This is a genomic window from Bacillus sp. DTU_2020_1000418_1_SI_GHA_SEK_038 (assembly GCF_032341175.1).
Taxonomy (GTDB): Bacteria; Bacillota; Bacilli; order Bacillales; family Cytobacillaceae; genus Cytobacillus.
This window is the reverse complement of the sequence record NZ_CP135435.1, coordinates 2749763-2774763: the sequence shown is the minus strand read 5'-3', so window position 1 is coordinate 2774763 and position 25001 is coordinate 2749763. Positions and strand designations below refer to the sequence as shown.

Here is a 25001-nt window from a genome sequence, read left to right as displayed (position 1 = left end):
TTCCCCTCTCTGCTAGTGTAAAGCAGAGAGGGGATTTTAAAAGATAAAGTCTAACCTTTCACCAGTTTGAGTACTGTCTGGCTCCTGGTCAGGCGCTTCCGATTTTCTTATCTGCCTAATTGGTTTTTTCCTTCAGGAGTCATTCGGTCTGGTGTCCATGCAGGCTCCCAGACGAGTTCAACATCAACATGTTTTATTTCTTCCAATTCTTCAATACAATATTTTACCCCGCTGACAATGCTATCATGAAGAGGGCAGCCCGGGGTTGTTAATGTCATAGTTATCATAACGATTCCATCTTCTGGAATCTCGATGTCATATATTAATCCTAAATCTACCACATTGATATTAAGCTCAGGGTCCAAAACCCTTCGTAAGTTAGCCAGCACTGTATCTTTTAATTCCACAATAATCCCTCCTATTTTTTTACAACCTTTGCAATAGCAATTGAAAACATTAAACAGGCAAAAGTGAATATGATTTGACTCGGATAAAATAATGCCTTGCCCCCAATAGAGAGGGAAACCGCAACGCCGATTGCTCCAATCATGAGACAGGTGAACACCGGAGTAGCTGCTCGGTCATTGATCATATCCTTTAATGCGGGAACATCCTTTTTACCAATTTCCTTACTGTATTTAGCAGTCCACCATAGGAATGGGACAATTTTGTATAAATAGCCTATAATACTAAAGGCAATCCATAAGAACATGTATAGAAATAATAATGGCCCCGCTGCTTTATGAAATACTCCTAACAGCCCTGTTATAAATGCGGCAAGGTGAATAATTCCCCCGCTTATGATCGCGATGAGGGCGAATATAAAGGAATAGTCAAGCTTTTTCTTCACTCTTTTCTTTAAAATATTCGAAATATGGTACATGAAAATGATAAATCCGGCGAATAGAAAAAAGAGTGCTGCAGTTAAAAGTGCTTTTGATTCTATAAAAAATGAAATAGCTGCTGCAGCTAAACCAATTGTATAGACCGGGTAAACATAATTGGCCAGCTTCATCGTAAAACCATGAGATAATGAAAACATCGGCACCATTTTGTAAGAGAAACCGAATATAAGCAGTGTAAACCAGCCTGTCATTCCAAGCAGTAAATGACTCTTAAAAATAGCTTGATAGTAATGGCCTGCAAAACCCGTTTTCATGCTGAATAACATTGTAATACCTAGGATAATAGTAATTAATAGGCAAATTAAAGCTGTACCGACATATAGGGTTAATATATTTGGTTTTGCCTGTTTTCTTAAAGTCATAAACATTTGGAAGAGGAACATGAGAATCCCTATGAGTGTGATGATTCCAGGCACTAACGCTTTTTGCGGCTCATAAAATAGAAAATGCGCAAATGAGAATACTCCGATTACATATACCCCAAATTGAATAAAGCCAAATTTTTCACTCCAAATGGGGGTAAGGAAAGCAACGGGCACTAGTTGATACATAGCACCCATAGCAATCATCAGGGCCCACCCTAACAAAAATAAATGAGCTGCTGACCATATTCCCGGTACGCGAAATTGGCCACTAATCATGTAATCTCCATGGAACAGAAGTAAGATTTGTGATCCTATAATAGCAATAATACTGACAAGGATAAAAGAAAATGGCAGTTTAATATTTGTTTCATTTCCTGAAGAAGAGTTCATCTTCATCACCTGCTCTATTTCGTAATTTCAATTAAAAAGCTTCCATCTTCATTTGGTGTAGTTTCATATTTTAATCCTCTTTCTTCAAGCTGCTCATATAAGAACATCGGGCGGCGGTCATTAATAATCGACAGCGTTTCTCCTGGCTTTAAGCTCTCAAGAGCCTCTAACGTTCTCATCATGGGCTGAGGCGGCTCAAGTCCGCGATTATCTAATAACATGATGATCAGCTCCTCTTTGTAAATGTGATCTTCCAATGTTTCTTCTCAATCTCTTCTGCCTCATATTCAAAGCCTTTTCCTTTTAAAATAGGGAATAGGGGAGCAGGTTTAAAGGGAGCATGAAGGATAAATACATCTCCAGTACTTAGTTCTTTTACAGCCTGCATAATTTTTTGAAAAGGCTCAAGTTTATTTTTAATATCTTCTCTTACATCTAATTCAACCGTCTTATTTTCCATCTTCTAGCCACCTCATATTCTTTATTCTTTATACATAGTGTATCACCAGAAATTCTTCTCTTAAGTGACATGAATCATAGAATACTAAATTTATGATTATCATTCTCAATTAAAAAGAAAAAAGAAGAAATCCGTGTTCAATCTTCGGATATCTTCTTATTATCTGCACAATCTAAACATAAAGTTTCATTATTTTCTGTAAGAACACCATTGAAAAAACCATCTAAACAATATAGCTTCTTTCCACAATCGGCACATTTACTCACATATTCATTCATCTTAGTTCACTCCATACTTTCTGTAACTCCAGCTTTGCTTCTGAAATAAAGGAATGTCCACAAAGTATTTGCAAATAAAATACAAGCTGCAATAGAAAAACCTGTTGCAAACGATACGGCTAAAATTCCAGTTAAGGAGGAGCCGATGACAACACCTAATGAGAAAAAGGCGTAAAATAACCCGAAGGCTTTTCCTCTGGTTTCTAGATCAGTATGCTTTACAAGCATTGCAGAGATAGATGGAAAGAGAAATGCGAAACCAGTCCCGTAAATAACCATACAAATAAATAAGAATGACAATGTTGTGGACATGCTTAGGAAAATAAGTGCGATCCCAATAACACTCATCCCAGCCATCATTGTATTTTGGTGTTGATAGCGGTCAAATAATCGATTTGTTGGTAAGGCAAAAATTATTATCGCTGTTATCCCAAATGTACTAAGAAGAATTCCACTATATTGAGTCCCAAATTGCAGTGAGTCCACCTGCAAAGGCAGCATGTAGGCTAGTACACCTTGGGCAAACATTAAGGAAAACGCACCGCTAAAACTAATTGAAAGCATAGGATTTTTTAATAATGCTACAAGTGTTTTAACGGGAGGTTCAATTTTCCTTGTTATTTGTTTTGTTGTATCAGGAATAACAAAGGCTGACAATATAAAAATGACAAGCATAACAATTGCTATAGAAATGAACACCCAATTCACTCCATATTTAGAAGCGATAATTCCGCCAAAGGCTGGACCGATTATGGCAGATATGCCAACTGCCACCCCTGAAACAGCCATTGACTTTCCTTGTTTGCCTTCTTTTCCTCGATTCGCAATAACGGTAAAGGCTGCAGGTACAAGAAAGCCGCTGAATAACCCATGGAGGAATCTTACTGCTATTAATTGCCATGGTGTAAAAACAACTGTATATAGGAGAATAATTAAACCTGTAAGAAAAAAACCAGCCAGTAATACTTTCTTAGAGCCATGTTTATCAATCCAATACCCAGCGAGAATATTGCCGAACATATTCGTAAAGGAATACATACCAACAGCTAATCCAATTAATGCAGGTGTAGCCCCTAGTTCTTTGGCAAAGGGACTCATAATAGGGAGTTGTGCAAACATGTCGATAAAAGAAATTAAAACGATAATAAAAATAAATTGTTTCATAGTATCTCTTCCTATGATTTATAGTCTGTCTTTTTATTATAACTGTTTTTCCAGAAGAAAACGATTAATGTACCTATCAGTAGATGAAGTCTTATAGAATCATTCCTTTTAGTTAAAATAAAGTCTTTTCTTCACAGTGACGATGCTCACTATTGTACAAGTGATTATTTTATACAATACATTTGTAATTACAGTTAAGGAGGAGAAAAAATGATTGAGTTTGCACAAACCGTTATAGCACCGGATTTTCCGCCGAGAGAGAAGCATCCGACCATTTTTAGAGCATTTGATTCTTTAGAATCTGGAGAGTTTATGCTGCTTGTCAATGACCACGATCCAAAACCTCTGCAATATCAATTTATGATAGAAAGAGAAAATGATTTCACATGGGAGTATCTAGAAGAAGGACCTGATCTTTGGAAAGTGGCAATCGGAAAAAAATAAACATTTAATAATAACACCGATTAAAGAGATAACAGTAGATGCTGTTGTCTTTTTTTTACATAAAGAAAGAAATCCAATCCTTTTCTATTGGAGGAGTGTGTTAAAATAGAAAGAGTATTTAAACAATAGGGGGGACTGTCATGATGGAGGTATTACAGCAGGTAGAGAAAGACTTCTTAGATTATGTAAAGAAAATAGAAGCCTATAATGAAGCATTGTCATTAATTTATTGGGATTTGCGAACTGGGGCACCAAAACAAGGGGTTGAGCAGCGATCAGAAGTGATTGGAATGCTATCTTCGGATGTTTTTAATATGTCTACCTCCGAAGAGATGGCTGCATACATAGAAAAATTATCAGGAGAAAATAGATTATCGGACATAATGAAGGAGACATTGGCCCAATGTAAAAAGGAATATGACCGTAATAAAAAGATTCCTGCTTCTGAGTACAAGGAATTTGTTATTCTTCAAGCAAAGGCAGAAGGTATTTGGGAAGAGGCAAAGGCGAAATCAGATTTTGGGATGTTTGAGCCATACTTAGAGAAGCTTGTTGCAGTGACAAAGCGCTTTATCAATTACTGGGGCTATGAAGGAAATAAATATAATACTTTGCTTGATATGTATGAGCCTGGAATAACAGTTGAAGTATTAGATCAAGTTTTTGGAGAATTAAGAGAAAAAATCGTTCCACTTGTACAAAAAATTAATGACTCTTCCATTAAACCACATACTGAATTTTTATATGAGTACTTCCCTAAGGAGAATCAGCGTCGATTTAGTTTGGACATATTAGAGCAAATGGGCTATAACTTTAATGCGGGCAGACTTGATGAAACTGTTCATCCTTTCGCAACAGGATTAAATCCTGGTGATGTGCGCGTAACTACTAAATATGATGAAAATGATTTCCGGACGGCTGTGTTCGGTACGATTCATGAGGGTGGTCATGCGTTATATGAACAAAACATTTCACAGGAATTGATCGGTACTCCATTATGTGATGGCACGTCAATGGGTATTCATGAATCCCAGTCACTTTTTTATGAGAATTTTGTCGGGCGGCATCCATCCTTTTGGAAAAAGAATTTTGATTTATTAAAGAAATATTCGACAGGGCAATTTGATGAGGTTAAGCTGAATGATTTCTATTTAGCCATTAATGAATCAAAGCCATCACTTATTCGTATTGAAGCAGATGAGTTAACCTATCCATTGCATGTCATTATCCGATATGAAATTGAAAAAGGGTTATTTAATGATGAAATTCAAGTTAAAGATCTACCGAAAGTCTGGAATGATAAGTATGAAGAATATTTAGGTGTAAGACCTGATCATGATGGTAATGGTGTCCTTCAAGATGTCCATTGGTCAGGGGGGATGTTTGGATACTTTCCGTCTTACGCTCTAGGGTATATGTACGCTGCTCAGTTAAAGAACGCGATGCTGAAAGACCTGCCACATTTTGACCAGCTATTAGAAGAAGGAAACCTGCTTCCGATTAAGGAGTGGTTCACAGAGAAAGTCCACAAGTTTGGTAAGCTCAAAAAACCGCTTGAAATTCTTAAAGATGCTACAGGTGAAGGGTTAAATGCCCAGCATTTAATAAGCTATTTAGATGAAAAGTACAACAACGTTTATAAATTAAACTAGGTTGACGTAGGGGATGACGATAGTCATTCCCTTCCCTTAAGGAGAGAATATAATGAAGAGGCTTCTACCTTATTTCATGATTGCAGCGGGAGCCAGTCTCTGGGGAATTATTGCAATCTTCGTTAAAGGTTTAGCGGATTTTGGGTTTGCACCTATGGAAATTGTTGCAATTAGAGTCATTTATGCAGCCCTATTCTTACTATTAATTGGTGTATTTAAGTATCGAAACGAAATGAAGTTAAAAGAAAAGAAGGATGTAAGGCTGTTTATTGGCACAGGTATTTTAAGTGTCGTATTTTTTAATTTTTGTTATTTTACAACGATCAGTCAGATGAATATTTCAATTGCTGTCATACTATTATATACATCTCCAGCGTTTGTCACGATTTTATCCTTTTTATTTTTAAAGGAAAGCTTAAATCTAAATAAAATACTCGCTGTTATTGGTACCATCATTGGGTGTATTTTAATAGCGGGGGTTTCAGCAGGAGCAAGTAAGATTACCTTTATTGGCATATTAACTGGTTTAGGATCTGGACTTGGGTACGCATTGTATACGATATTTGGAAAATTTGCTTTAAGAAAATATCAGCCATTTACCGTTACGCTATATACTTTTATACTTGCTTCCCTTTTCTTATTGCCAATTACCCAACTATGGAACAGGCTTGATTTATTAATGGATCCTTATGTCCTTTTATATAGTATTGGCTTAGGGTTTATTCCATCCGTATTAGCGTATTTCATTTACACATGGGGTCTTGAGAAGACAGAGGGGAGTAAGGCGTCAGTTATTGCGACCGTAGAACCAGTAGTTGCAACTTTATTAGGTGTTATGCTTTACGGAGAGAGGTTGGGTCTTATCCAAATTGCAGGAGCTATCCTAATTCTTTGCTCTGTTATTATCGTGAATGTAACCTTCCGTAAAAGGGGAGCAAAGCCGTTGGAGCAGAAGATTTCATAAAAATAAGCACTCCGATTTTCGGAGTGCTTTATTATATATCAGTAAATTACCATAATTTAAATCCTTTAGCTCCCGGAGGCGCATTTTGGATTAAATCAATGAGTGGTAGTGTATAAGCGAAAAGAATCAATGCAGCTGTAATACCAACCCATAATTTCCAGTTGTCGAAAACCATTGGAGTCTTTTCTGCCTCATCTGCTACTTCGCCAACAGGGAATTCCTGATCTCCTTTAGGAGCGAAGAATGCAAGATTAACAAAAATGTAAAGCATAAGAATAATACCAATGAATAGGATAGATCCGCCAACTGCTTGTGCAATCTGATATGGAATCCATTCTAATGCTTGTGGAGCGCCACCGTATTCAGAGTAGGCTGAGCGGCGTGGTGCACCAAGCAGTCCAGCGGCATGCATAGCTCCAGACATAAATGTCATCCCAATCGTCCAAATTATCCCTTGAATCATTGCTAATTTATTCATTTTCTTCGTGAATACTCTGCCAGTTAAGTGTGGAATTAACCAGAAAGAAATGCCGAAGAATGTAAGCATAACTGCAGTAGCAGCTGTTAAATGGAAGTGACCTGTAACCCAAATTGTATTGTGAACAACTTGGTTCATTTGGTGAGAAGCGTTAACAATACCGCCAGCTCCGCCAGGGATAAATGATAGCATACCGATAAATGGAATCGTAAATCGTGCATCTCCCCATGGAAGCTTCTTAAACCAGCCAAATAGTCCTTTTGCACCTTTTGAACGTCCGAAGCTTTCGAAAGTAGCAAATAGAGAGAAAGCTGTCATCATCGATGGAATAACAACAAGGAATGTTAATACAACCTGTAAGAATTTCCAAGCTGGATCAATTCCTGGCTCCAACAACTGATGGTGGAAACCAACTGGGATAGAGAATAATAATAATAGAACAAATGACATCCGTGCTAATGAGTCAGAGAAAATTTTTCCGCCAATAATTTTCGGGATAATAACATACCAAGCCATATAAGCAGGTAATAACCAGAAGTATACAAGCGGGTGTCCGAAATACCAGAATAATGTACGGCTAACACCTATGTTTATTGTATCAACAAGGCCAAGAGACCAAGGTAATAATTGGAATAATACCATTACCGCTACACCAATTGTAGCAACATCCCACATGATAAATGTGATGACAGACATGAAGGTGAGAAGCGGGCTTGGCTGCCCAGGATTTGCTTTTTTCCATTCGCCATATTTCATGTAAATCATAGCACTATCAAACCACGTTCCGACAATGACCAATGTTAAGCCTAAGTAAAATAGAAAGTGTGCTTGAAGAGGTGCGTAAAAAGTAAATAATACTGTTGCTTCATTTAATAAAATCATTACTGCAGCCATAACTGTACCAATTGTCTTTGACCAATAACCGATCCAGCCAAGTGTACGCTGGCGACTAGTAAATGTTCCAGAAGTTTTGCTCACTGAAGAAACCATAAATCCAATAATAAAGAAAATAGTTAGAACAAGACCTAAAACAACGCCATGTACAGTTAGTATTTGGTAATATCCGATGCCAGCTGGCAAAACAAATTTCCCAGAACGGACTAATACTTGCAATAATCCTGCAAGCCCGCCAATTGCTAAAGCAATAAATGCCACATAAAAGTGGGCCATTGCTAATTTACCATCACGGCGGTCAACTTTTGTATTTTCTTGCTGTTTCAGCGTAATATTTGATTTTACCAATTTGCCGTCACGGCGGTCAGTTTTTGCAGTTGCTTCTTGTGTAAGCATTATTCAACCACCTCAATTTTCGAAGTCATCATGTGGTGACCAACCCCGCAATATTCATTACATAGGACTAAAAATTCACCAGCTTTATTAAAATTATAAACGTTTTCACTTATGTAGCCTGGCTCTAGCATCATATTTACGTTTGTACCGGCTACCTCAAAACCGTGAATTACATCCTTTGTTGTAGCTATAACTTTTACTTTTGCGCCTTTAGGAATTTGAACCTCACCTGGCTCATAATGGAAGGCAGATGCAACAAATACTAATTCGTAATCCCATTCCTTCCCTTCAACCTTTTTAAGACCAGGTTCATCAAATGGAGCAGTTGTATCAACTTTCTCTGGATCTATGACTGCTAGACAGCTTGGCGGCTGATTTCCAAGATAGAAAGCGCTAACTCCGATAACGGTTAAAAATACAAGCAGCGATCCTACACCAAAAATTAGCCAAATTTTTTCAAACTTATGCATATGCATGGCTTATTTTCCCCTTTCAACTATTAAGAACGATCTAAAAATAATGAATAAATGCTAACCCAAGTGACGATGAGGATTACTCCTAAAATCATTACGGATGCTAACGTCCCCTTTAATGAGGAACTATCTTCAATTTCGGTTTCTGGTTGTCTGCTTAGTTCTGGTTTCGCCATTTTCTTCACTCCTTTCGGAAATTTGGAAAAAGTAAATGATTACAATTCCATAATACTCCACTATTTATGAGAATCTAGATGGTTTTTCGGAGTTCACAAATTGTTCATTCGTTACTTTGTTACTATGGTAATAGTGATAAGTTGATAAATCAGTGATGTATATCACATTCGGGGGAGGGAAAATGTGAAGAAATTGTGAAGGTGGTTAAGAACCGTTTTGGATGTAAGTGGGCAGTTTATCCTAGCTTTACTATTGTTAAAGATCGGGGTTGTCTAAACACGAACATTAATTCTTTAAAACATTAAATAATTCGTGTTATCAGCATTGTTTTTGTTGATTTTCAATGAGTAGATGTTATAATACTTTTATTGCAAAATAATAATTTAATTGAATAAGCTTCACTCATATAATCGCAGGAATATGGCCTGTAAGTTTCTACCTGATTACCGTAAATAATCTGACTATGGGTGAGCAATGAATGAGGTACTTTATATCTCAATTCTTCGCTATTTTTATTATGTAAGCCTGAAGGTCATTGCTTCACTCATTATTATGATGTGAACATCGATTTTTAGGTTTTTTTCATACTTTAAAAAAGCATTTCGTATTCATCAAGGAGGAATAACATTGGAATTATTAAAGAATAAAATAAAAGAAGAGGGAATTGTGCTGTCAGAAAATGTTTTAAAGGTAGATTCTTTTCTCAATCACCAGATTGATCCTCAGTTAATGTATGAAATCGGAAAAGAATTCGCCAACCGTTTCCGTAATGAAGGAATCACTAAAATATTAACGCTCGAATCTTCTGGTATCGCGCCATCAGTCATGGCAGGTTTACAGCTTAACGTACCTGTTATCTTTGCTAGAAAACGTAAATCATTAACTTTAATAAATGAATTATATACTTCCACTGTTTATTCATTTACAAAGCAGGAATCGAATGAAATTTCTATATCAACAAAATATTTAGAAGCAGATGACCGAGTACTCATTATTGATGATTTCCTGGCAAATGGTCAAGCAGCTCTTGGACTTATTGATATGGTTAAGCAAGCAAATGCTAAAATTGCCGGAATTGGAATTGTCATTGAAAAAGGTTTCCAGGATGGAGGCAATAACCTTCGAAAAGATGGATATCGCGTAGAATCACTAGCAATAGTAAGCTCCTTGGGAAATGGAGAGGTAACTTTTACACAGGAATAAGTTGTAAAATTAAGCGATGAAATAACATCGATTTAAAAAATTTGCTTTATATTGAAGAAACCACCCGATGGGCGGTTTTTTCGTTTATTAGATTACCCTAATTTACCACGTATTTTTGTTTTCACACATCCATATTTATGAAAATATAATGGTCTAACCGAATTTTACAGGATGTGAACTTCAACGATGGAAAAATATTATTGCGATCATTGCCGACTTATCTATCATCAAGAGGGGCCTTGCAAAGTATGTGGGGCACTAGCAGGAAAAAAGATAATTATCGAGGTCCAAAAGCAAGATGATCCTACAAAAAAATAATACGCTGTCCTTAGAGCAATGGTGCCAGGCACCACGATTCAATATCTAGTGTCAAAATAGTTGAGTTGGCTCTAATTCTTACTAGTATTGTGGAGTCAGGCACCTTATAGATCAGCTTTTAATATCACTGTACTTATTATCCGATTTCCACCATTAAGACAATCATCAGGCTTCCTGCATCTGGAATGGTTACTGGCAGGCGAAAGGCTTTAGTGAAACCATAAACCTTTGTTTGACCGACCAAAACAGTTGGGGGAGTAATATCCATTTCAATTCCTCTTTGGGAGGCAAAGGTTGAAATACTTCCTGCGATCATATTACCGAGCTCACCAGCAAAGGATTCTAGCATTTCACCTTCAAGCACCATCCCAAACATGGCTTCGCCTATCCTGCCAAAGACCAATTCATCGCCATCAATGATAATTCGGCCTCTTGCATCACCTGTCATTCCAATTAAGACGCCAATGGAATGCTGAGTGAAGGGCTGGGTAAATAGAGCTGGCTTTTCTACAACAATCTCTAATGGAACAACTGCTTTAACAGCCTCTATTGTTCCATTTAAAATATCTGTTACACTTTTTGTGATCGACATACAGCATTCCCCCAAGAACATCAATAGTCCTATTTTAACATTTTATTAAAAAGAAAAATGTTAAAAATTGACGAAAAAAATAATTTTTTGTTACTTATTTCCTTGACAGCCTAAAAATCATATTCATTCTATTAACACATTTGGTAATGTTTTGGTGATGCTTCCTGAAGTAAAAGAATTTATAATAATAAGTGCACAGCAACTCCTTCAAAACGTTAGCTTCCTCAGTTAGAGGGAGCTTTTTTTTATTTATTTCTCTATGTTTGCTAATGCTTGGCACTTTTCTGATGGTGTAAATGAATATTATGCGTTTATTGGGAAAAATTAACGTTAAGCATAAAGAAGGAGAGAACGATATGCCATCTATTGTCTCTGTTGCAGAAGCGATACCCCCTTATACTCTCAAACAGGAAGAGGTTATGGATTTTGCAAGAGATCTATTTTCCGAAACCTTTTCTGATATTGAACGGTTATTAAGAGCTTTTCATAATGGTCAAATTGAAAAACGGCATTTTGTGAAAGAGCTGAAATGGTATAAAAAGGAAAATACATTTGGAGAAAGAAATGAAGCATACATAGAATGCGCAGTAGAACTAGGTACAGCAGCAATTGAAAATTGTTTAAAGAGTGGGTATTTCCTCAGCAGGGAATTATCATACGATGAAATTGACGCAATTTTTTTCATCTCGAGCACTGGGATCTCTACACCAAGTATTGAAGCAAGAATCATGAACAGGCTCACCTTTCAACCACATACGAAGAGAATTCCGATATGGGGATTAGGCTGTGCCGGTGGGGCTTCGGGATTGTCAAGGGCGTATGAATATTGCCTAGCTTTCCCAAAGGCAAAGGTTATCGTGCTGGCAATTGAATTATGCAGTCTGACCTTTCAAATGAATGATCGTTCAAAAAGCAACTTAATTGGTACTTCGCTTTTTGCCGATGGTGTTGCATGTGCACTCGTTGCGGGGGACGAGGCGGGTAGAAACACCTTCCAGAAGCTTGAATCAGTACCTGCCATTCTTCGTACGCAATCAACGTTCATGCAGGATTCATTAGATGTGATGGGCTGGGAGGTAAAGAGTAAAGGTCTTTATGTCGTATTTTCTAAAGACATACCCTCGATAATAGAAAACTGGCTCAAGCCTGTTGCTTTAAACTTTTTGGTGGAAGAACGAATGAAAATAGATGAAATTACTCATTTCATTGCACATCCCGGAGGAAAAAAAGTGATTGATGCTTACATCCAATCAATCGGTTTTGAACCAGAAATGACAAGGATTTCGCTCGATGTTCTTAAAGAATACGGAAATATGTCTTCAGCGACTATCTTATATGTATTAAAAAGGTTTATGGAAATTGGGAAGAAGGGTGAATACGGTCTTGCAACTGCTTTAGGGCCAGGATTTTGTTCGGAAATGCTGCTGCTGAGATGGGAGAATTAGCAAATGGTTTTTACTATTTTTATTGCCGTAATCATAATACAGAGAATAGCAGAATTATCTATTGCAAAGAAAAACGAACGTTTCATGAAAAGCCAAGGAGCCCTGGAGTTTGGACAATTACATTACCCGTTCATTGTAGCAGTACATAGTTTGTTTTTTGTATCCTATATAATGGAGGTAAGCTTGTTTGGCAGTGAACTTTCCTCCTATTGGCCAATCCTGCTCCCACTATTTTTGCTTACACAAGCAGGGAGAATTTGGGCACTTAAATCTCTTGGCCCATATTGGAATACAAAAATTATTGTTTTGCCTAATGCGAGGATCATTAGAAAGGGACCGTACCGTTACATCAAACATCCAAATTATGTAATTGTTGCTGCTGAATTTCTCATTATTCCACTTATGTTTGAAGCCTATTTAACAACGGCGCTCTTTACCATTCTGAATATCATCATTTTGGCGATTAGAATTCCCGCTGAAGAGAATGCATTAAAGAAATTAACGGCATACGAACAAGCTTTTTCACAGAGATCAAGCCTCTCAAAAATTTGAAATAATTTGTTGATCTTCTATTGAAAATGATTATCGTTAATGATAAAATTCTAATTGAATTTGAAAATTATTCTCATTAACAGAAGGGTGTTGTTACAGATGGTAGCGATTTTTATTGCGGGTACAGTAACAGCCTATGCGTTAGTTATGAAATATGTTTTAAATCATGTTGCAAGGCCACATACAAAAGTATAAATTCTTTTACTACATAACCAGGTGCACACCTGGTTTTATTTTTTTTATTTGGTAGCTAGTGGTCATAAAAATGTTAAGTTCCATATTCTAAATATAGGCATTATAAGAAAAATCATTTAGAATAGAAGGAAAATGATTGAACAAGGGGATAGGCATTCATGGTTCGAACGGTACCTCAACTAGAGACTGTTGATTTAATTAATAGGATAACGGCTTTATACGATTTTTTTAATGAAAATCAAGATATCCAAACAGCAGAAAGGGCTAAGGATTTAGCATTTAAGCTAGATAAACAAGAATATTCAATTGCCTTTTGCGGACACTTTTCTGCTGGGAAATCAAGCATGATCAATAAGATTATTGGTGAAAACTTATTGCCATCCAGTCCGATTCCAACAAGCGCTAATTTAGTGAAAATTAAATCTGGTGAAGACTATGCAAAGGTTATTTTCAAAGAGGAGCGCCCTAGATTATATCCAGCTCCCTATGATTATAATCAAGTAAAATCCTATTGTAAGGATGGAGATCAAATCCATTCAATAGAAATAAGCTACTCTGATACGAGCCTGCCGAAAAATGCAGTAATTATGGATACGCCTGGTATCGATTCAACGGATGATGCTCACCGAATTGCTACAGAGTCAGCCTTGCATCTCGCAGACCTTGTGTTTTATGTCATGGATTATAATCATGTCCAGTCAGAGCTGAACTTCTTATTCACAAAGGAACTGGCTGCTGCAGGTAAGCAGGTTTATTTAATTATTAATCAAATTGATAAGCATCGCGATGAAGAACTGAGTTTCGATCAATTTAAACAAAGTGTGAAAGATTCCTTTGCCTCTTGGGGGGTAACGCCAGAAAGAATATTTTACACTTCGCTAAAAAATGAAGACCACAAGGAAAATGAATTTCTAGCTTTACAAAAATTTATTGCTGATAAAATTGCCAATAGCGAATGGCTGCTTCCAGAGTCTGTTTATCATTCCTTGAAGAAGCTTTCAAGTGAACATTTGATTTATTTAGAAGAAAAAAGCTGGGCTGAAATTGAGAAATATGAGAAAAGATTAGAAGAACTGCCTTTAGGTGAAAGAGAAGCACTGTCTGAAAAGGTTACTGAAATAGAGGAAAAGCTTAAGGCGGGCCGAACTTTTCTAAAAACAACCGAAATTAACTTCATCAATAAAGTTGACGATGTTCTGGATAATGCTTACTTAATGCCCTTCCAAACGAGAGAGCTTGCAGAAAACTATATCGAGTCATGCCAGTCTGGCTTTAAGGTAGGACTCTTCTTCTCACGGCAGAAAACAGAACAGGAAAGAGCGAATCGTCTTGAGCTTTTTTTCCAAGACCTTTCTGAAAAAGTAAAGTCGCAAATTGACTGGCATATTAAGGAATTAATGATTAATGAACTAAAGCAGCTTGAGGTCCATGATTCCGATCTATTAGGGAAAGCACAGAACTATTCTGTTGACTTTAACAAGGATCTGCTGGGAAACACAGTGAAGGAAGGTGCACTCCTTTCTGGCGACTATGTTCTCCAATATACGAATGATCTAGCAGAATCGATTAAGAAATTGGCTAAAAATAGTTTGGCAGATTTTAAAGAATTGCTCTTAAATACTTTATCTTTAAAAACTCAGAAAGAGCAGAGCCTTATTGACAGTGAATGGAAACTGTACAAGGGATATAAAGATGACTTACAAATGCTAACTGAAATAAAGGAAAGCCTTCGCTCTGCGAAAGTCAACATGAATGATTTATTAGAAGGGAAGTTTTCTCAGGAAAAATATGAGGAAATGACAAAAAAACTACTTTCCCTGCCAACTGAGGAAGTTGAAATAATTCATCAAACAAATGAAACTGTGATTGATTTAAAAGAAGCAAGTAATGTATTACATGAAATAGACAACGACCTTCAAGAAGCAAGCGATAGAGTAGAAGAAAAAGCAGTAAATGCTTTAGTTGAAAAATTATATTTTACGGCTAATAGCATTCAAGACGTTCCTGGATTCAAAAATATGACTTCGGAATTGCTTCAAAAAGCAGAGCGTCTAAAAGATAAGCAATTTACAGTAGCACTTTTTGGTGCATTTAGTGCGGGGAAATCTTCATTTGCCAACGCATTAATAGGCCATAAGCTTCTTCCAGTATCGCCAAACCCGACAACTGCCGCTATTAATAAAATTATGCCGGTAAATGATCAGTTTGATCATGGAACGGTTTTAGTAAAGGTAAAGTCGGCAGAAATCTTATTTGACGATGTAAAAAGGTCATTAAAGGTTTTTAGTCAATCAGCTGCAGATTTCGATGATGCAATCGCGAAGATTAGAAAAGTAATGAGCAGCATCACAGATTTTGATGCCAATGAAAAGACCCACTTTGCCTTCCTTAATGCTTTTTTACGTGGATTTGATGCGTTTAGGGAAATACTCGGGACAACCGTTAGAACAGATCTAGAAGAATTTAAAGGCTATGTGGCTATAGAAGAAAAATCCTGTTTTGTTGACATGATTGAAGTGTACTATGATTGTGAGCTGACACGAAAGGGGATCACGCTTGTAGATACCCCTGGAGCCGATTCTATTAATGCGCGTCATACAGGTGTAGCCTTTGATTATATCAAGAATTCAGATGCAATCCTTTTTGTCACTTATTATAATCATGCCTTCTCAAAAGCAGACCGTGAATTCCTTATTCAATTGGGGCGTGTTAAGGATTCTTTTGAACTTGATAAAATGTTTTTTGTGGTTAATGCGATTGATCTTGCCAATAATGAAGAAGAAAAGGAATCCGTATTACAATATGTGGGCGAGCAGCTTGTCCAATATGGGATCCGCCGCCCTAATCTATTCGGTCTTTCTAGTCTTGAGGCTCTAACTGAAAAGCTAGAAAACAGGGAGGAAAAACATTCGAAAATTGATAGGTTTGAGGCAAGCTTTTATGCTTTTATAACAAATGAGCTTATGCAAATTTCGATTACTTCTGCCCAATTGGGCTGGAATCGTGTAATGGAGCAGCTTCGCTCCTTTATTCAGTCATCATACACGAATAAGGAATTAAAGGCTCAAAGACGTATCCAGCTCGAAGATGAATTAAGCACCATTCTTAACCTGTTCAAAAATCAGGATGCAGCGATTTTTACCCAAAGGCTAGAGCAAGAGGCTGATGAGCTTGTTTTTTATATTAAGCAAAGGGTGTTTCTGCGCTTTGGTGATTTCATTAAGGAGGCCTTTAACCCAGCTGCTCTTAAGGATGATGGCCGTAATTTAAAGAAAGCCCTGCAAGCTGCCCTTGAAGATTTCCTGCAAAGCTTTGGATTTGATTTTGCTCAGGAATTAAGAGCAACTACTTTAAGATTAGAAGCTTATATCGGTAAATTATGTAAGCAGGCTCAAGATATGCAGGGTCAAAAGGTTGCAGAGATTAATAAGGAATTAAGATTTAGCCAATATGAAACGAGAAAAATGGAAGGAATTGAGTTTGACACAGCTTTTATCAGTGAGAATCGAGCTCAGTTTTCAAAGGCATTAGCCCATTTCAAAAATCCAAAGTCATTTTTCGAAAAGAATGAAAGAAAGAATTTAAGCGATGAACTAGAGCAGCTAATAAATCCGCTATCTGAACATTATTTACAGACTGAAGGTGAAAGGCTGAAAAAACATTATGCTGCACTTCTGATCGAAGAATATTCACATATGCTTACGATTCTAGCTGAACAGGCGAATGAATATTATGAGGGGCTTTTGGCAGTTCTAAGAGATGACTTCCCAATTGAAGAGCTGGAGAAAACTGAGCAAGAAATTACTCACTTCTCACTTGAATCATAAATATAAAGGAGTTTTCATGAAGAAGCAGTCCTTTCATGCATGTGCAACTTGTATTCATTTTCAGGCTGAAAAATATGAAAAAGGTATATCTTATCGCTGCAAGCGTCTCGGTTATGAAACGAAACCAAATTACCAATTTCAATGCTGGACACCGAAAGAACATGTGCAAAAGCTGATGGAAAAAAGATTGAGGGAGATGAAGGAATGAAATTGACCGTTGAAAAGGAATGGCTGAAAGAGCGATTAAGTGATGGAGATATTCGAATAGCTGATTGCCGATATAATTTGGGCTCTTCAGAAGAAGGATTTGAATTATATGTTAAGGATCATATTCCAGGAGCTGTTTATTTTCATCTTGGAAAAGATTTATCAGGACCCGTTTCTTCTCATGGCGGCAGACATCCGTTACCCGAAATCGAGCAATTTAAGCAGACGCTTCAAAATGCCGGCATTCATAATAGAACAACTATCATAGCATATGACGGCGGCCAAGGATCATTCGCGGCCCGGCTCTTGTGGCTATTACATTATGTAGGCCATAAGAATGTGTTTGTATTAAATGGCGGATATAAAGCCTGGACAGAAGCCGGGTATCCAGTAGATCGTGCAATTCCTGAATTTCCAAAAACAGATTTTGAGATAAATATGGATGAAGACATTTTTGCTTCTTATGAAGAAGTTAAAAAAGCGGTTGATGGGATGAAACAAGAAACGGTCATTATTGATTCTAGAGAAAGTCAGAGATATTTAGGACTAGTAGAGCCAATTGATAAAAAAGCTGGCCATATCCCAGGCGCGATTAATAAAGTTTGGTTAGATGGCTATGAAAATGGCTCTTTCAAAAGTGGCGAAGAACAGGCAATGAGATTTTCTGAAATTGATAAAGATAAACAAATTATTGTTTATTGCGGTTCAGGAGTCACCGCCACTCCAAATTATATGGCACTAAAAGCTGCAGGGTACCAACATGTTAAACTATATGCCGGAAGCTTTAGTGATTGGATTTCGTATGATGAAAATGTAATAGAAACGGGAAAATAATTAAGAACGGGAGATGAAAAATTGGTAAACGAAAATAAGCCTTCATTTATGCTTGTCGATGGAATGGCATTATTATTTAGAGCCTATTTTGCTACTGCAGTGCACGGGCAATTTATGGTGAATTCCAAAGGTGTGCCAACGAATGGAGTATATGGATTTATTAAACATTTTTTAACGGCTGTGTCAAAATTCAATCCTTCACATGTCGCTGTTTGCTGGGATATGGGAAGTAAAACATTTCGAACAGAAATGTATGACGGGTATAAAGCAAATCGACCGGAAGCACCTATTGAACTAATTCCACAATTTGATCTTGTAAAGGAAGTTGTTGAAGCATTCGATGTACCTAATATTGGGTTGAAAGGCTATGAAGCAGACGATTGTATTGGAACGATTGCTAGTCAAGTAAAAAAGGATGCCTTAGTAAGCATTCTAACAGGTGACCAGGATATTTTGCAGCTTTTGGATGAACAGATATCCGTAGTGTTATTGCAAAAAGGGTATGGCAATTATTTAATTCATACGAAAGATACATTTTATGAAGAAAAAGGCATTCAACCAAGGCAAATGATCGACTTAAAAGCATTTATGGGCGATTCAAGTGATAATTATCCTGGGGTAAAAGGCATTGGCGAGAAAACAGCCTTAAAGCTATTACAGCAATTTGGACATATTGAAGGCGTACTTGAAAACTTGGATCAATTAACTAAAGCACAAAGGACTAAAATTGAACAAGATCTTGAAATGCTTCATTTAAGCAGACAGCTTGCTGAAATTAAATGTGATGTTCCAGTTGAGTGTGCATTAGACGAAGCAATGTTCCGCCTAAATCGAGACAAAGTGATAAATAAGTTTGATGAAATTGAATTTCGTGGGCTTGATCGACTTCTTGATATTAAAGAATATGCTTAACATGCAGGCTGTCCCGAATAAAGGGACAGCCGTTTTTTTATTTCGTATTCTTCTTCTTTGCAGCATTCTCTAACTTGCTTTTCGGATCCTCGGTAATATCCTGTCCATAGCCTTGTGGATTTACGCCAGAAGCAAGCTTTCCTCTGTTTCTCTCTCTTTTTCCCAACTTTTACACACCTCCCTAAAATTGTTTTCGTTGCTAGTATTTCCAAAAAGAATAATTACACTCATCTATCTTCACACTAAACATAGAGGTGAGTTCATAAATGAATAAAGGTGTTTATATTGCTTTATTAAGTATAGGGTTGGCTCAAGCTTTGAAAATCCCGATTCACTTTTTCAGGAAAAAGGAATTTCGGCCAGAATTATTTTTTCACACAGGTGGAATGCCGAGTTCACACTCTGCTGGAGTATCATCCTTAACCACATTTATAGCCTTAAAAAGAGGAATACCGACCATTGATTTCGCCCTCTCGCTAATTTATGGGCTAATAGTTATGTATGATGCACAAGGGATTCGAAGACAAACAGGAGAATTAACATTAAAAGTAAATAGCATGGGTGAATTAATCGAGAAAATTCACAAAGAAGAGTCTGTCGCATTTGAACAAGAAAAGACACCTAAGAAATTAAAGGAGATGCTTGGTCATCAGCCGGCGGAAGTAATCGGAGGTGCCTTGCTAGGGGTCGCGACAGGAGCGATTGGGTATTTACTCACAAAAAAAGGTAGATAATTGTCGAAATATAAGGTAAAATTTAGAGTGTTTGGGTTAAAAAGGGGAAAGGGATGACATGTTCTTGAAGACAGTGGAAGAATATTTGAGTTTTTTACAAAGTAAAGGCTTTCAGTTTCAAGAGGATGCGGTTGGCTTTATTTATTTTGGGAAGCATTACACGAATGCAACAGATGAACTGACAAACACAGCAATAGAACTAACCTTAAAGGCACAAAAATCATTTGACGGCAGCTTTTATGTATCATTGCTGGAAATGCTCATATCCAATAAGATTAGTACCCGCGTTGAGGCAATCCAGTTTGTAAAGGATAAAGAAATTATCTCAATCTAAGTCAATAAAATAGCACAATAAAAAAGGACGAGATGAAGTAGCATTATTTCGTCCTATTTTTATTTATTTTTTCGGATAGCTGCTCTTGCTAATTCATCTGCTGCCTTGTTTTCTGAACTAGGGACCCATTTCATGAAAAATAGATCCAGCTGCCTGCTTAAATGCAGAGCCGTTTCAAGTAATAAGGCATACCCCTTTTTGGCGTACTCTTTTTCAATGGCCCGATTAACAGCTTGGGAGTCAGTTCGGAAAGAAACTACTCTATAGCCTTTTTCAATACAGATCTCTAGCGCTTTAATTAATGCATGATATTCTGCTTCATGATTTTCCATATGACCAAGAGGGATGGAATATCTTTCAACGACGCCATTTCCTTTTATGAAAATTCCTGCACCGCTAAGACCGGGATTACCGGCACTCGCCCCATCAATATATACTTCAATCAAACAAGCTTCCTCCAAAATTAATAGAAATTTTTTATTCTAACCCACATCAGGGTAAGATAAAATAAGTGTACCAATAATGAGTAAGTTAAGAAAGGCTGAAAAAAGTGAAATATAAATTGGAATGGACTTATAAAATAAAAGGGAATGAAGGAGTGATCTTTCACTCTGATTGGTTAGATGGTGAAGCGGCATTAATAGTGGGAGAGGATATTGAAAAGAGCGGAAAAGGAAGAGATGTCCTCTATCATGATGAAATGGGGACATCATGGAATACGAAAGAAATGCGGAAGCTCCTGACCGAAATTGAGGAGGATCCACACGATTTAACTGTTTATTTCGATGGAGGGTTTAATAAAGCTGTTTATCAGGCTGGGCTTGGTGCTGTCATTTATTATAAGCAAGGAAAGAAGAAGTATCGTATTCGTGCAAATGAACTTTTTCATGAAATAGAAAATAATAATGAAGCTGAATATGCTGCCTTGTATTTTACTTTAAACTTGCTCGAGGAAATGGGTGTGCACCATATGATCTGTGAATTTAAAGGGGATTCCCAGGGGGTATTAATGCAGCTTAAAGGAGACTGGCCATGTTATGAAGATAATTTAAATCGTTGGCTTGATCGAATTGAAGAAAAAATGAAGAAGCTTTCCATTGAAGCAAGATACTCTCCAATTCCGAGAACAGAAAATAAAGAAGCAGATAAGCTTGCAACCCAAGCACTTGAAGGGAAAATAATTCATAGTAAAATGCAAGTCATATAGACCGATTAGATGAAAGGGGTGGGCGTGAATTGAAAAGAAAGCAAATATTTGACGAGGTAGAAGAGTTAATGATTACCTATTGTCAAGGTTGTTTACTGCATAAACATCATAAAGATGAAAAAGGTCGAAGATATGCCCACAGATTCTGCATAACAAAATGTACTGTAGGGGAACAAATAAAGCTTACCGGGAGCAAGCTTATTAAATCTTAGCGGCAAATCTCAAGAATAAATACAAATAAAGGCTGGCAAAATGATTGCCAGCCAGGTTATTTATAAGATTATAGTTTTACAACGTTTGCAGCTTGAGGTCCGCGGTTTCCTTCAACGATTTCGAAAGAAACTTCTTGGCCTTCTTCTAAAGATTTGAATCCGTCACCTGTAATAGCTGTGAAGTGTACGAATACATCGTCTCCGCCTTCTACTTCAATAAAACCGAATCCTTTTTCATTGTTGAACCATTTTACTTTACCATTTTGCATGTTAACTTTGCCTCCTAAGCCTTTCAAGACACTTTTGTGTCTAAGATAAATATTACCACCCAACAAAATACAAAGCAGATATTTCTAGAAATAACGGAAATATATTCTGTTAAATGATGATTTTAATATACACGAATGTACCGATTCAGTCAAGGAAAATAAGGATAATTTCATAAAAACTATCGAAAATTTGAAATATTTTTGAAATTAATAAATATTCTTATATTGCTTAAAGGGATTTTTTTAAAATCAAAAAAATTTTCATAATATCAATCTTTTATCATATCTATTATTAATTAAGCTATCTTTCAAAAGAGGGTGAGGTCATGTACCGATTTTCGATTGATAAAGATGATTGGATATTAAGATTCTCTCCTCATGTCCAAATAGAGCTGGATATTAAACAAATTATCGTTAGCTCTATTGTTCAACTAGGTAAACAGCTCCCATCTTTTCCTCACGGAGAGTCTTTCATCATTATGAATGACCAGATTGGATTGATTGTATTTAATGTAGAGAAAATCCCCTCTCTAATATTAACAGTATCCAATATTATTAGTAAAGATCGATGGTATATACAAGAAAATTATACATTAAAACCTTATAAGTAACAGTTAACTAAATCGGCGAAAGCCGATTTTTTGTTTTTTAATAAAGAAAGAGATTAACAAAGTTTTGATTGCGGTGAAAATAATTGCGCTGAGGAAACTTATACAAATCCTTTAGAAAGAAAAAATGGGAATGAAAGAGAGAATCAAATAATAAATCTGATTACCTGTTCAAGAAAGTAATTGAATATCTCGAATTCAAAATATTTAACTTGAATTAATATCAGTTGAGTGGTAAATTGATTATAAGGTACTAACGGAGCAATTAATGAATTGTTTTTTATATTTTTTTAAGTATTCACTTGATTAATCAAGTTAAAAAAGGAGGTACTGTTATGTATAAAATCTATGGACACCATCATATTTCGATGATTACAAAAAACGCTCATACCAATAATAAATTTTTTCAAAACGTGTTAGGTCTTCGGCGGGTGAAAAAGACCGTTAACCAAGATAAGCCTTCCATATATCATTTATTTTACGGAGATTTAACCGGAAGTGCAGGTACAGAACTATCCTTTTTTGAAATGCCGTTAGCGGGAAGAACGTATCGCGGAACAAATGCCATTACTGGAATCGGCTTACTCGTCCCATCATTGGAAAGTCTTGAGTATTGGAAAAAACGCTTTGAGCAATTTGAAGTTAAGCACAGTGAAATCACAACCTATGCTGGTCGAGCAGCACTTCAGTTTGAAGATTCAGAAGGTTTGCGACTTGTTTTATTAAATAATAATGGCGAAAAGATACCAGAATACTGGATGGCTTGGGAAGATTCAGCTGTGGAGCCAGAGCATCGTATTTTAGGAATGGGAACTGTAGAAATTACAGTGCGTTACTTGGAACGAACAGCTAAAACTTTATCAGAAATGTTTGGTTATATTGAAGTGACGCGCACAGAAGATAAAGCAATCTATCAGTCTGTTGCCGGTCAAGCATTTGGTGAAATTGTTGTTAAGCAGCAAGAGGGGCCAAGTGAAAAGCCGGGGCGTGGGAGTATTCATCATTTAGCCATTCGTGTAAAAAACGAGGAAGAACTCCTGTTTTGGAATGAAGAAGTGAAAAAACGTGGATTCTATTCATCAGGCATTGTTGATCGTTTTTATTTTCAAAGCTTATATTTCCGTGATTCTAATGGGATTTTATTCGAAATTGCAACAGATGGACCTGGATTTACAGCAGATTCTTCAATTGAAGATTTAGGACAAAATTTAGATTTACCGCCATTTTTAGAAGAGAAACGTGCAGAAATTGAAGCCAATTTAAAGCCGCTTGATTAAGGGGAGATAAGAAAATGGAAAAGTATCGTATCGATGCAAATAAAGGTCTAGAATTTGGATTATATTCAATTGGTGATCATTTGCTAAACCCGTATACAGGAAGTCGAATTAGTTCAGAACAACGCATTCGTGAATTAATAGAAGCAAGTAAGCTAGCGGATGAAGCGGGACTAGATGTCTTTGCTGTTGGTGAAAGTCATCAAACGCATTTTACAACCCAAGCACATACGGTCATTTTAGGTGCAATTGCACAAGCGACAAAAAATATTAAAATTGCGAGCTCGGCAACGGTGTTAAGTGTATCAGACCCGGTTCGTGTTTATGAGGATTTTGCGACTATTGATTTAATCTCAAATGGCCGGGCTGAAATTGTCGCTGGTCGAGGATCAAGGATTGGTGCTTATAGCTTGCTTGGGTATGATGTCCGAGATTATGAAGAGTTATTTGAGGAAAAATTGGAGCTGCTGTTGAAGATAAATAATGAAGAAAGAGTGACGTGGGAAGGGCAATTCCGTGCACCACTAGAAAATGCCTATATTCTTCCTCAGCCTCTTAATGGCCATATGCCGATTTGGCGTGCTGTTGGCGGTCCGTCTGCGAGTGCCATTAAAGCAGGCTATGCAGGAGTACCAATGATGCTAACGACACTTGGGGGCCCAGCGGAAAATTTTAAAATATCTGTAGATGCTTATCGTGAAGCTGCAGCGCAAAGCGGATTTGACTCAAGTGAGTTGCCTATTGCCACAACGAGCTTATTTTACACGGCAGAAAATTCACAGGATGCACTTCGTGAGTACTATCCACATGTGAATACAGGGATGCTGGCATTAAAAGGCGGCGGTTATCCGAAGCAGCAATTCGCTCAGGCTGTTGACTATCGCGATGCATTAATGATAGGCAGCCCACAGCAAATTATTGAAAAAATGCACTATCAATATGAACTATACAATCAGCAGAGATTCATGGCACAAGTTGACTTTGGTGGTGTGCCATTCGATAAAATTATGAAAAACATCGAATTGATTGCCACAGTAATTTTGCCAGCAGTTAGAAAATTTACAGTTAAAAATTAAGGGGGCAAAGAAGCAGGCTACGATTTTTACTGATAGCTTATCAATTGATGATTTATCATAGGAAACCAGTTTTTTGGTTATTCAAGACTATTAATTATGAGATGATCAACTTGATTTCTCATCATTTGAGTGGTAAAGTGAAAGCGAGGTTAAATTTGGGGA

General features: G+C 36.9%; 29 protein-coding genes and 1 riboswitch. Of the genes, 17 read left to right on the top strand and 12 right to left on the bottom strand.

What is annotated here, in order from left to right:
* Window positions 1–107 precede the first annotated feature (107 nt).
* The 5 genes from RRV45_RS13730 to RRV45_RS13710 form a co-directional block, all read right to left on the bottom strand.
* Complete coding sequence (locus RRV45_RS13730) at window positions 108–407, bottom strand: metal-sulfur cluster assembly factor (protein WP_315665256.1); 300 nt, start codon at window positions 405–407, stop codon at window positions 108–110.
* Window positions 408–418: 11 nt separating this feature from the next.
* Window positions 419–1660 (bottom strand): hypothetical protein, encoded by a 1242-nt coding sequence (locus RRV45_RS13725; protein WP_315665255.1) that lies wholly within the window; start codon window positions 1658–1660, stop codon window positions 419–421.
* Window positions 1661–1674: 14 nt separating this feature from the next.
* Window positions 1675–1881, bottom strand: a complete 207-nt coding sequence (locus tag RRV45_RS13720) for a DUF2249 domain-containing protein (protein ID WP_315665254.1) — start codon at window positions 1879–1881, stop codon at window positions 1675–1677.
* A gap of 5 nt (window positions 1882–1886) precedes the next feature.
* Entirely contained in the window at window positions 1887–2120 is a 234-nt protein-coding gene (locus RRV45_RS13715) for a DUF2249 domain-containing protein (RefSeq protein ID WP_315665253.1), read from the bottom strand.
* Window positions 2121–2404: 284 nt separating this feature from the next.
* The gene (locus RRV45_RS13710; protein WP_315665252.1) at window positions 2405–3562 is read right to left on the bottom strand and encodes an MFS transporter; all 1158 of its coding nucleotides are present in this window, start codon (window positions 3560–3562) and stop codon (window positions 2405–2407) included.
* 210 nt (window positions 3563–3772) lie between these two features.
* On the opposite strand from RRV45_RS13710, the gene RRV45_RS13705 reads away from it, so the two are divergent.
* The 3 genes from RRV45_RS13705 (at window position 3773) to RRV45_RS13695 (ending at window position 6622) form a co-directional block, all read left to right on the top strand.
* On the top strand, window positions 3773–4006 hold the full coding sequence (locus tag RRV45_RS13705) for a DUF2249 domain-containing protein (RefSeq protein ID WP_315665251.1): 234 nt from the start codon (window positions 3773–3775) through the stop codon (window positions 4004–4006).
* Window positions 4007–4146: 140 nt separating this feature from the next.
* Window positions 4147–5658 carry a carboxypeptidase M32 gene (locus RRV45_RS13700; RefSeq protein WP_315665250.1) on the top strand — a complete coding sequence of 504 codons (1512 nt, stop codon included), beginning with the start codon at window positions 4147–4149 and terminating at the stop codon, window positions 5656–5658.
* Window positions 5659–5710: 52 nt separating this feature from the next.
* On the top strand, window positions 5711–6622 hold the full coding sequence (locus tag RRV45_RS13695) for a DMT family transporter (protein WP_315665249.1): 912 nt from the start codon (window positions 5711–5713) through the stop codon (window positions 6620–6622).
* 46 nt (window positions 6623–6668) lie between these two features.
* On the opposite strand, the gene RRV45_RS13690 is transcribed toward RRV45_RS13695, so the two are convergent.
* The 3 genes from RRV45_RS13690 to RRV45_RS13680 all read right to left on the bottom strand — a co-directional run bounded on the left by RRV45_RS13690 (window position 6669) and on the right by RRV45_RS13680 (window position 9039).
* Window positions 6669–8270, bottom strand: coding sequence for a b(o/a)3-type cytochrome-c oxidase subunit 1 (locus tag RRV45_RS13690; RefSeq protein WP_315669036.1), 1602 nt, complete (start codon window positions 8268–8270; stop codon window positions 6669–6671).
* 119 nt (window positions 8271–8389) lie between these two features.
* Window positions 8390–8866 carry a cytochrome c oxidase subunit II gene (locus tag RRV45_RS13685; protein ID WP_315665248.1) on the bottom strand — a complete coding sequence of 159 codons (477 nt, stop codon included), beginning with the start codon at window positions 8864–8866 and terminating at the stop codon, window positions 8390–8392.
* 23 nt (window positions 8867–8889) lie between these two features.
* The gene (locus RRV45_RS13680; protein WP_315665247.1) at window positions 8890–9039 is read right to left on the bottom strand and encodes a cytochrome c oxidase subunit 2A; all 150 of its coding nucleotides are present in this window, start codon (window positions 9037–9039) and stop codon (window positions 8890–8892) included.
* Between the two features lie 383 nt (window positions 9040–9422).
* Window positions 9423–9524: riboswitch (purine riboswitch) on the top strand.
* A 143-nt stretch (window positions 9525–9667) separates the two neighbouring features.
* On the opposite strand from RRV45_RS13680, the gene RRV45_RS13675 reads away from it, so the two are divergent.
* Entirely contained in the window at window positions 9668–10243 is a 576-nt protein-coding gene (locus RRV45_RS13675; protein ID WP_315665246.1) for a xanthine phosphoribosyltransferase, read from the top strand.
* 454 nt (window positions 10244–10697) lie between these two features.
* Here RRV45_RS13675 and RRV45_RS13670 read toward each other — a convergent pair whose 3' ends face one another.
* Window positions 10698–11153, bottom strand: coding sequence for a chemotaxis protein CheX (locus tag RRV45_RS13670; protein WP_315665245.1), 456 nt, complete (start codon window positions 11151–11153; stop codon window positions 10698–10700).
* 356 nt (window positions 11154–11509) lie between these two features.
* On the opposite strand from RRV45_RS13670, the gene RRV45_RS13665 reads away from it, so the two are divergent.
* The 6 genes from RRV45_RS13665 to RRV45_RS13640 all read left to right on the top strand — a co-directional run bounded on the left by RRV45_RS13665 (window position 11510) and on the right by RRV45_RS13640 (window position 19125).
* The gene (locus RRV45_RS13665; RefSeq protein ID WP_315665244.1) at window positions 11510–12598 is read left to right on the top strand and encodes a type III polyketide synthase; all 1089 of its coding nucleotides are present in this window, start codon (window positions 11510–11512) and stop codon (window positions 12596–12598) included.
* 3 nt (window positions 12599–12601) lie between these two features.
* Window positions 12602–13150, top strand: a complete 549-nt coding sequence (locus tag RRV45_RS13660) for an isoprenylcysteine carboxyl methyltransferase family protein (RefSeq protein ID WP_315665243.1) — start codon at window positions 12602–12604, stop codon at window positions 13148–13150.
* Window positions 13151–13503: 353 nt separating this feature from the next.
* Window positions 13504–17172 carry a dynamin family protein gene (locus tag RRV45_RS13655; RefSeq protein ID WP_315665242.1) on the top strand — a complete coding sequence of 1223 codons (3669 nt, stop codon included), beginning with the start codon at window positions 13504–13506 and terminating at the stop codon, window positions 17170–17172.
* Window positions 17173–17188: 16 nt separating this feature from the next.
* On the top strand, window positions 17189–17380 hold the full coding sequence (locus tag RRV45_RS13650; protein ID WP_315665241.1) for a hypothetical protein: 192 nt from the start codon (window positions 17189–17191) through the stop codon (window positions 17378–17380).
* Window positions 17377–18213, top strand: coding sequence for a sulfurtransferase (locus tag RRV45_RS13645; RefSeq protein ID WP_315665240.1), 837 nt, complete (start codon window positions 17377–17379; stop codon window positions 18211–18213). The genes RRV45_RS13650 and RRV45_RS13645 overlap by 4 nt, the downstream gene beginning before the upstream one ends.
* 48 nt (window positions 18214–18261) lie before the next feature.
* Window positions 18262–19125, top strand: coding sequence for a 5'-3' exonuclease (locus RRV45_RS13640; protein ID WP_315669035.1), 864 nt, complete (start codon window positions 18262–18264; stop codon window positions 19123–19125).
* 37 nt (window positions 19126–19162) lie between these two features.
* On the opposite strand, the gene sspL is transcribed toward RRV45_RS13640, so the two are convergent.
* Window positions 19163–19291, bottom strand: a complete 129-nt coding sequence (sspL, locus tag RRV45_RS13635; protein WP_066294554.1) for a small, acid-soluble spore protein L — start codon at window positions 19289–19291, stop codon at window positions 19163–19165.
* Window positions 19292–19391: 100 nt separating this feature from the next.
* On the opposite strand from sspL, the gene RRV45_RS13630 reads away from it, so the two are divergent.
* A complete protein-coding gene (locus tag RRV45_RS13630) occupies window positions 19392–19859 on the top strand; it encodes a divergent PAP2 family protein (protein WP_315665239.1) in 468 nt (155 codons plus the stop codon).
* A 64-nt stretch (window positions 19860–19923) separates the two neighbouring features.
* Window positions 19924–20193: a DUF6123 family protein gene (locus tag RRV45_RS13625; RefSeq protein WP_315665238.1), complete on the top strand. Its 270-nt coding sequence runs from the start codon at window positions 19924–19926 to the stop codon at window positions 20191–20193.
* Window positions 20194–20252: 59 nt separating this feature from the next.
* Here the strand turns inward: RRV45_RS13625 and RRV45_RS13620 are convergent, their stop codons facing one another.
* A complete protein-coding gene (locus RRV45_RS13620; RefSeq protein ID WP_315665237.1) occupies window positions 20253–20639 on the bottom strand; it encodes a reverse transcriptase-like protein in 387 nt (128 codons plus the stop codon).
* Between the two features lie 104 nt (window positions 20640–20743).
* Between RRV45_RS13620 and RRV45_RS13615 the strand changes: the two genes are divergently transcribed.
* Together RRV45_RS13615 and RRV45_RS13610 are read left to right on the top strand one after the other, a co-directional pair.
* Entirely contained in the window at window positions 20744–21400 is a 657-nt protein-coding gene (locus RRV45_RS13615; RefSeq protein ID WP_315665236.1) for a reverse transcriptase-like protein, read from the top strand.
* A gap of 29 nt (window positions 21401–21429) precedes the next feature.
* A complete protein-coding gene (locus RRV45_RS13610; protein ID WP_315665235.1) occupies window positions 21430–21612 on the top strand; it encodes a zinc-finger domain-containing protein in 183 nt (60 codons plus the stop codon).
* A gap of 68 nt (window positions 21613–21680) precedes the next feature.
* Here the strand turns inward: RRV45_RS13610 and cspD are convergent, their stop codons facing one another.
* Complete coding sequence (gene cspD / locus RRV45_RS13605; RefSeq protein WP_057771282.1) at window positions 21681–21881, bottom strand: cold-shock protein CspD; 201 nt, start codon at window positions 21879–21881, stop codon at window positions 21681–21683.
* Between the two features lie 326 nt (window positions 21882–22207).
* On the opposite strand from cspD, the gene RRV45_RS13600 reads away from it, so the two are divergent.
* The 3 genes from RRV45_RS13600 (at window position 22208) to RRV45_RS13590 (ending at window position 24839) form a co-directional block, all read left to right on the top strand.
* Window positions 22208–22492 carry a hypothetical protein gene (locus RRV45_RS13600; protein WP_315665234.1) on the top strand — a complete coding sequence of 95 codons (285 nt, stop codon included), beginning with the start codon at window positions 22208–22210 and terminating at the stop codon, window positions 22490–22492.
* 332 nt (window positions 22493–22824) lie between these two features.
* The gene (locus tag RRV45_RS13595) at window positions 22825–23766 is read left to right on the top strand and encodes a ring-cleaving dioxygenase (RefSeq protein WP_315665233.1); all 942 of its coding nucleotides are present in this window, start codon (window positions 22825–22827) and stop codon (window positions 23764–23766) included.
* A gap of 14 nt (window positions 23767–23780) precedes the next feature.
* Window positions 23781–24839 carry an LLM class flavin-dependent oxidoreductase gene (locus RRV45_RS13590; RefSeq protein WP_315665232.1) on the top strand — a complete coding sequence of 353 codons (1059 nt, stop codon included), beginning with the start codon at window positions 23781–23783 and terminating at the stop codon, window positions 24837–24839.
* Window positions 24840–25001 lie beyond the last annotated feature (162 nt).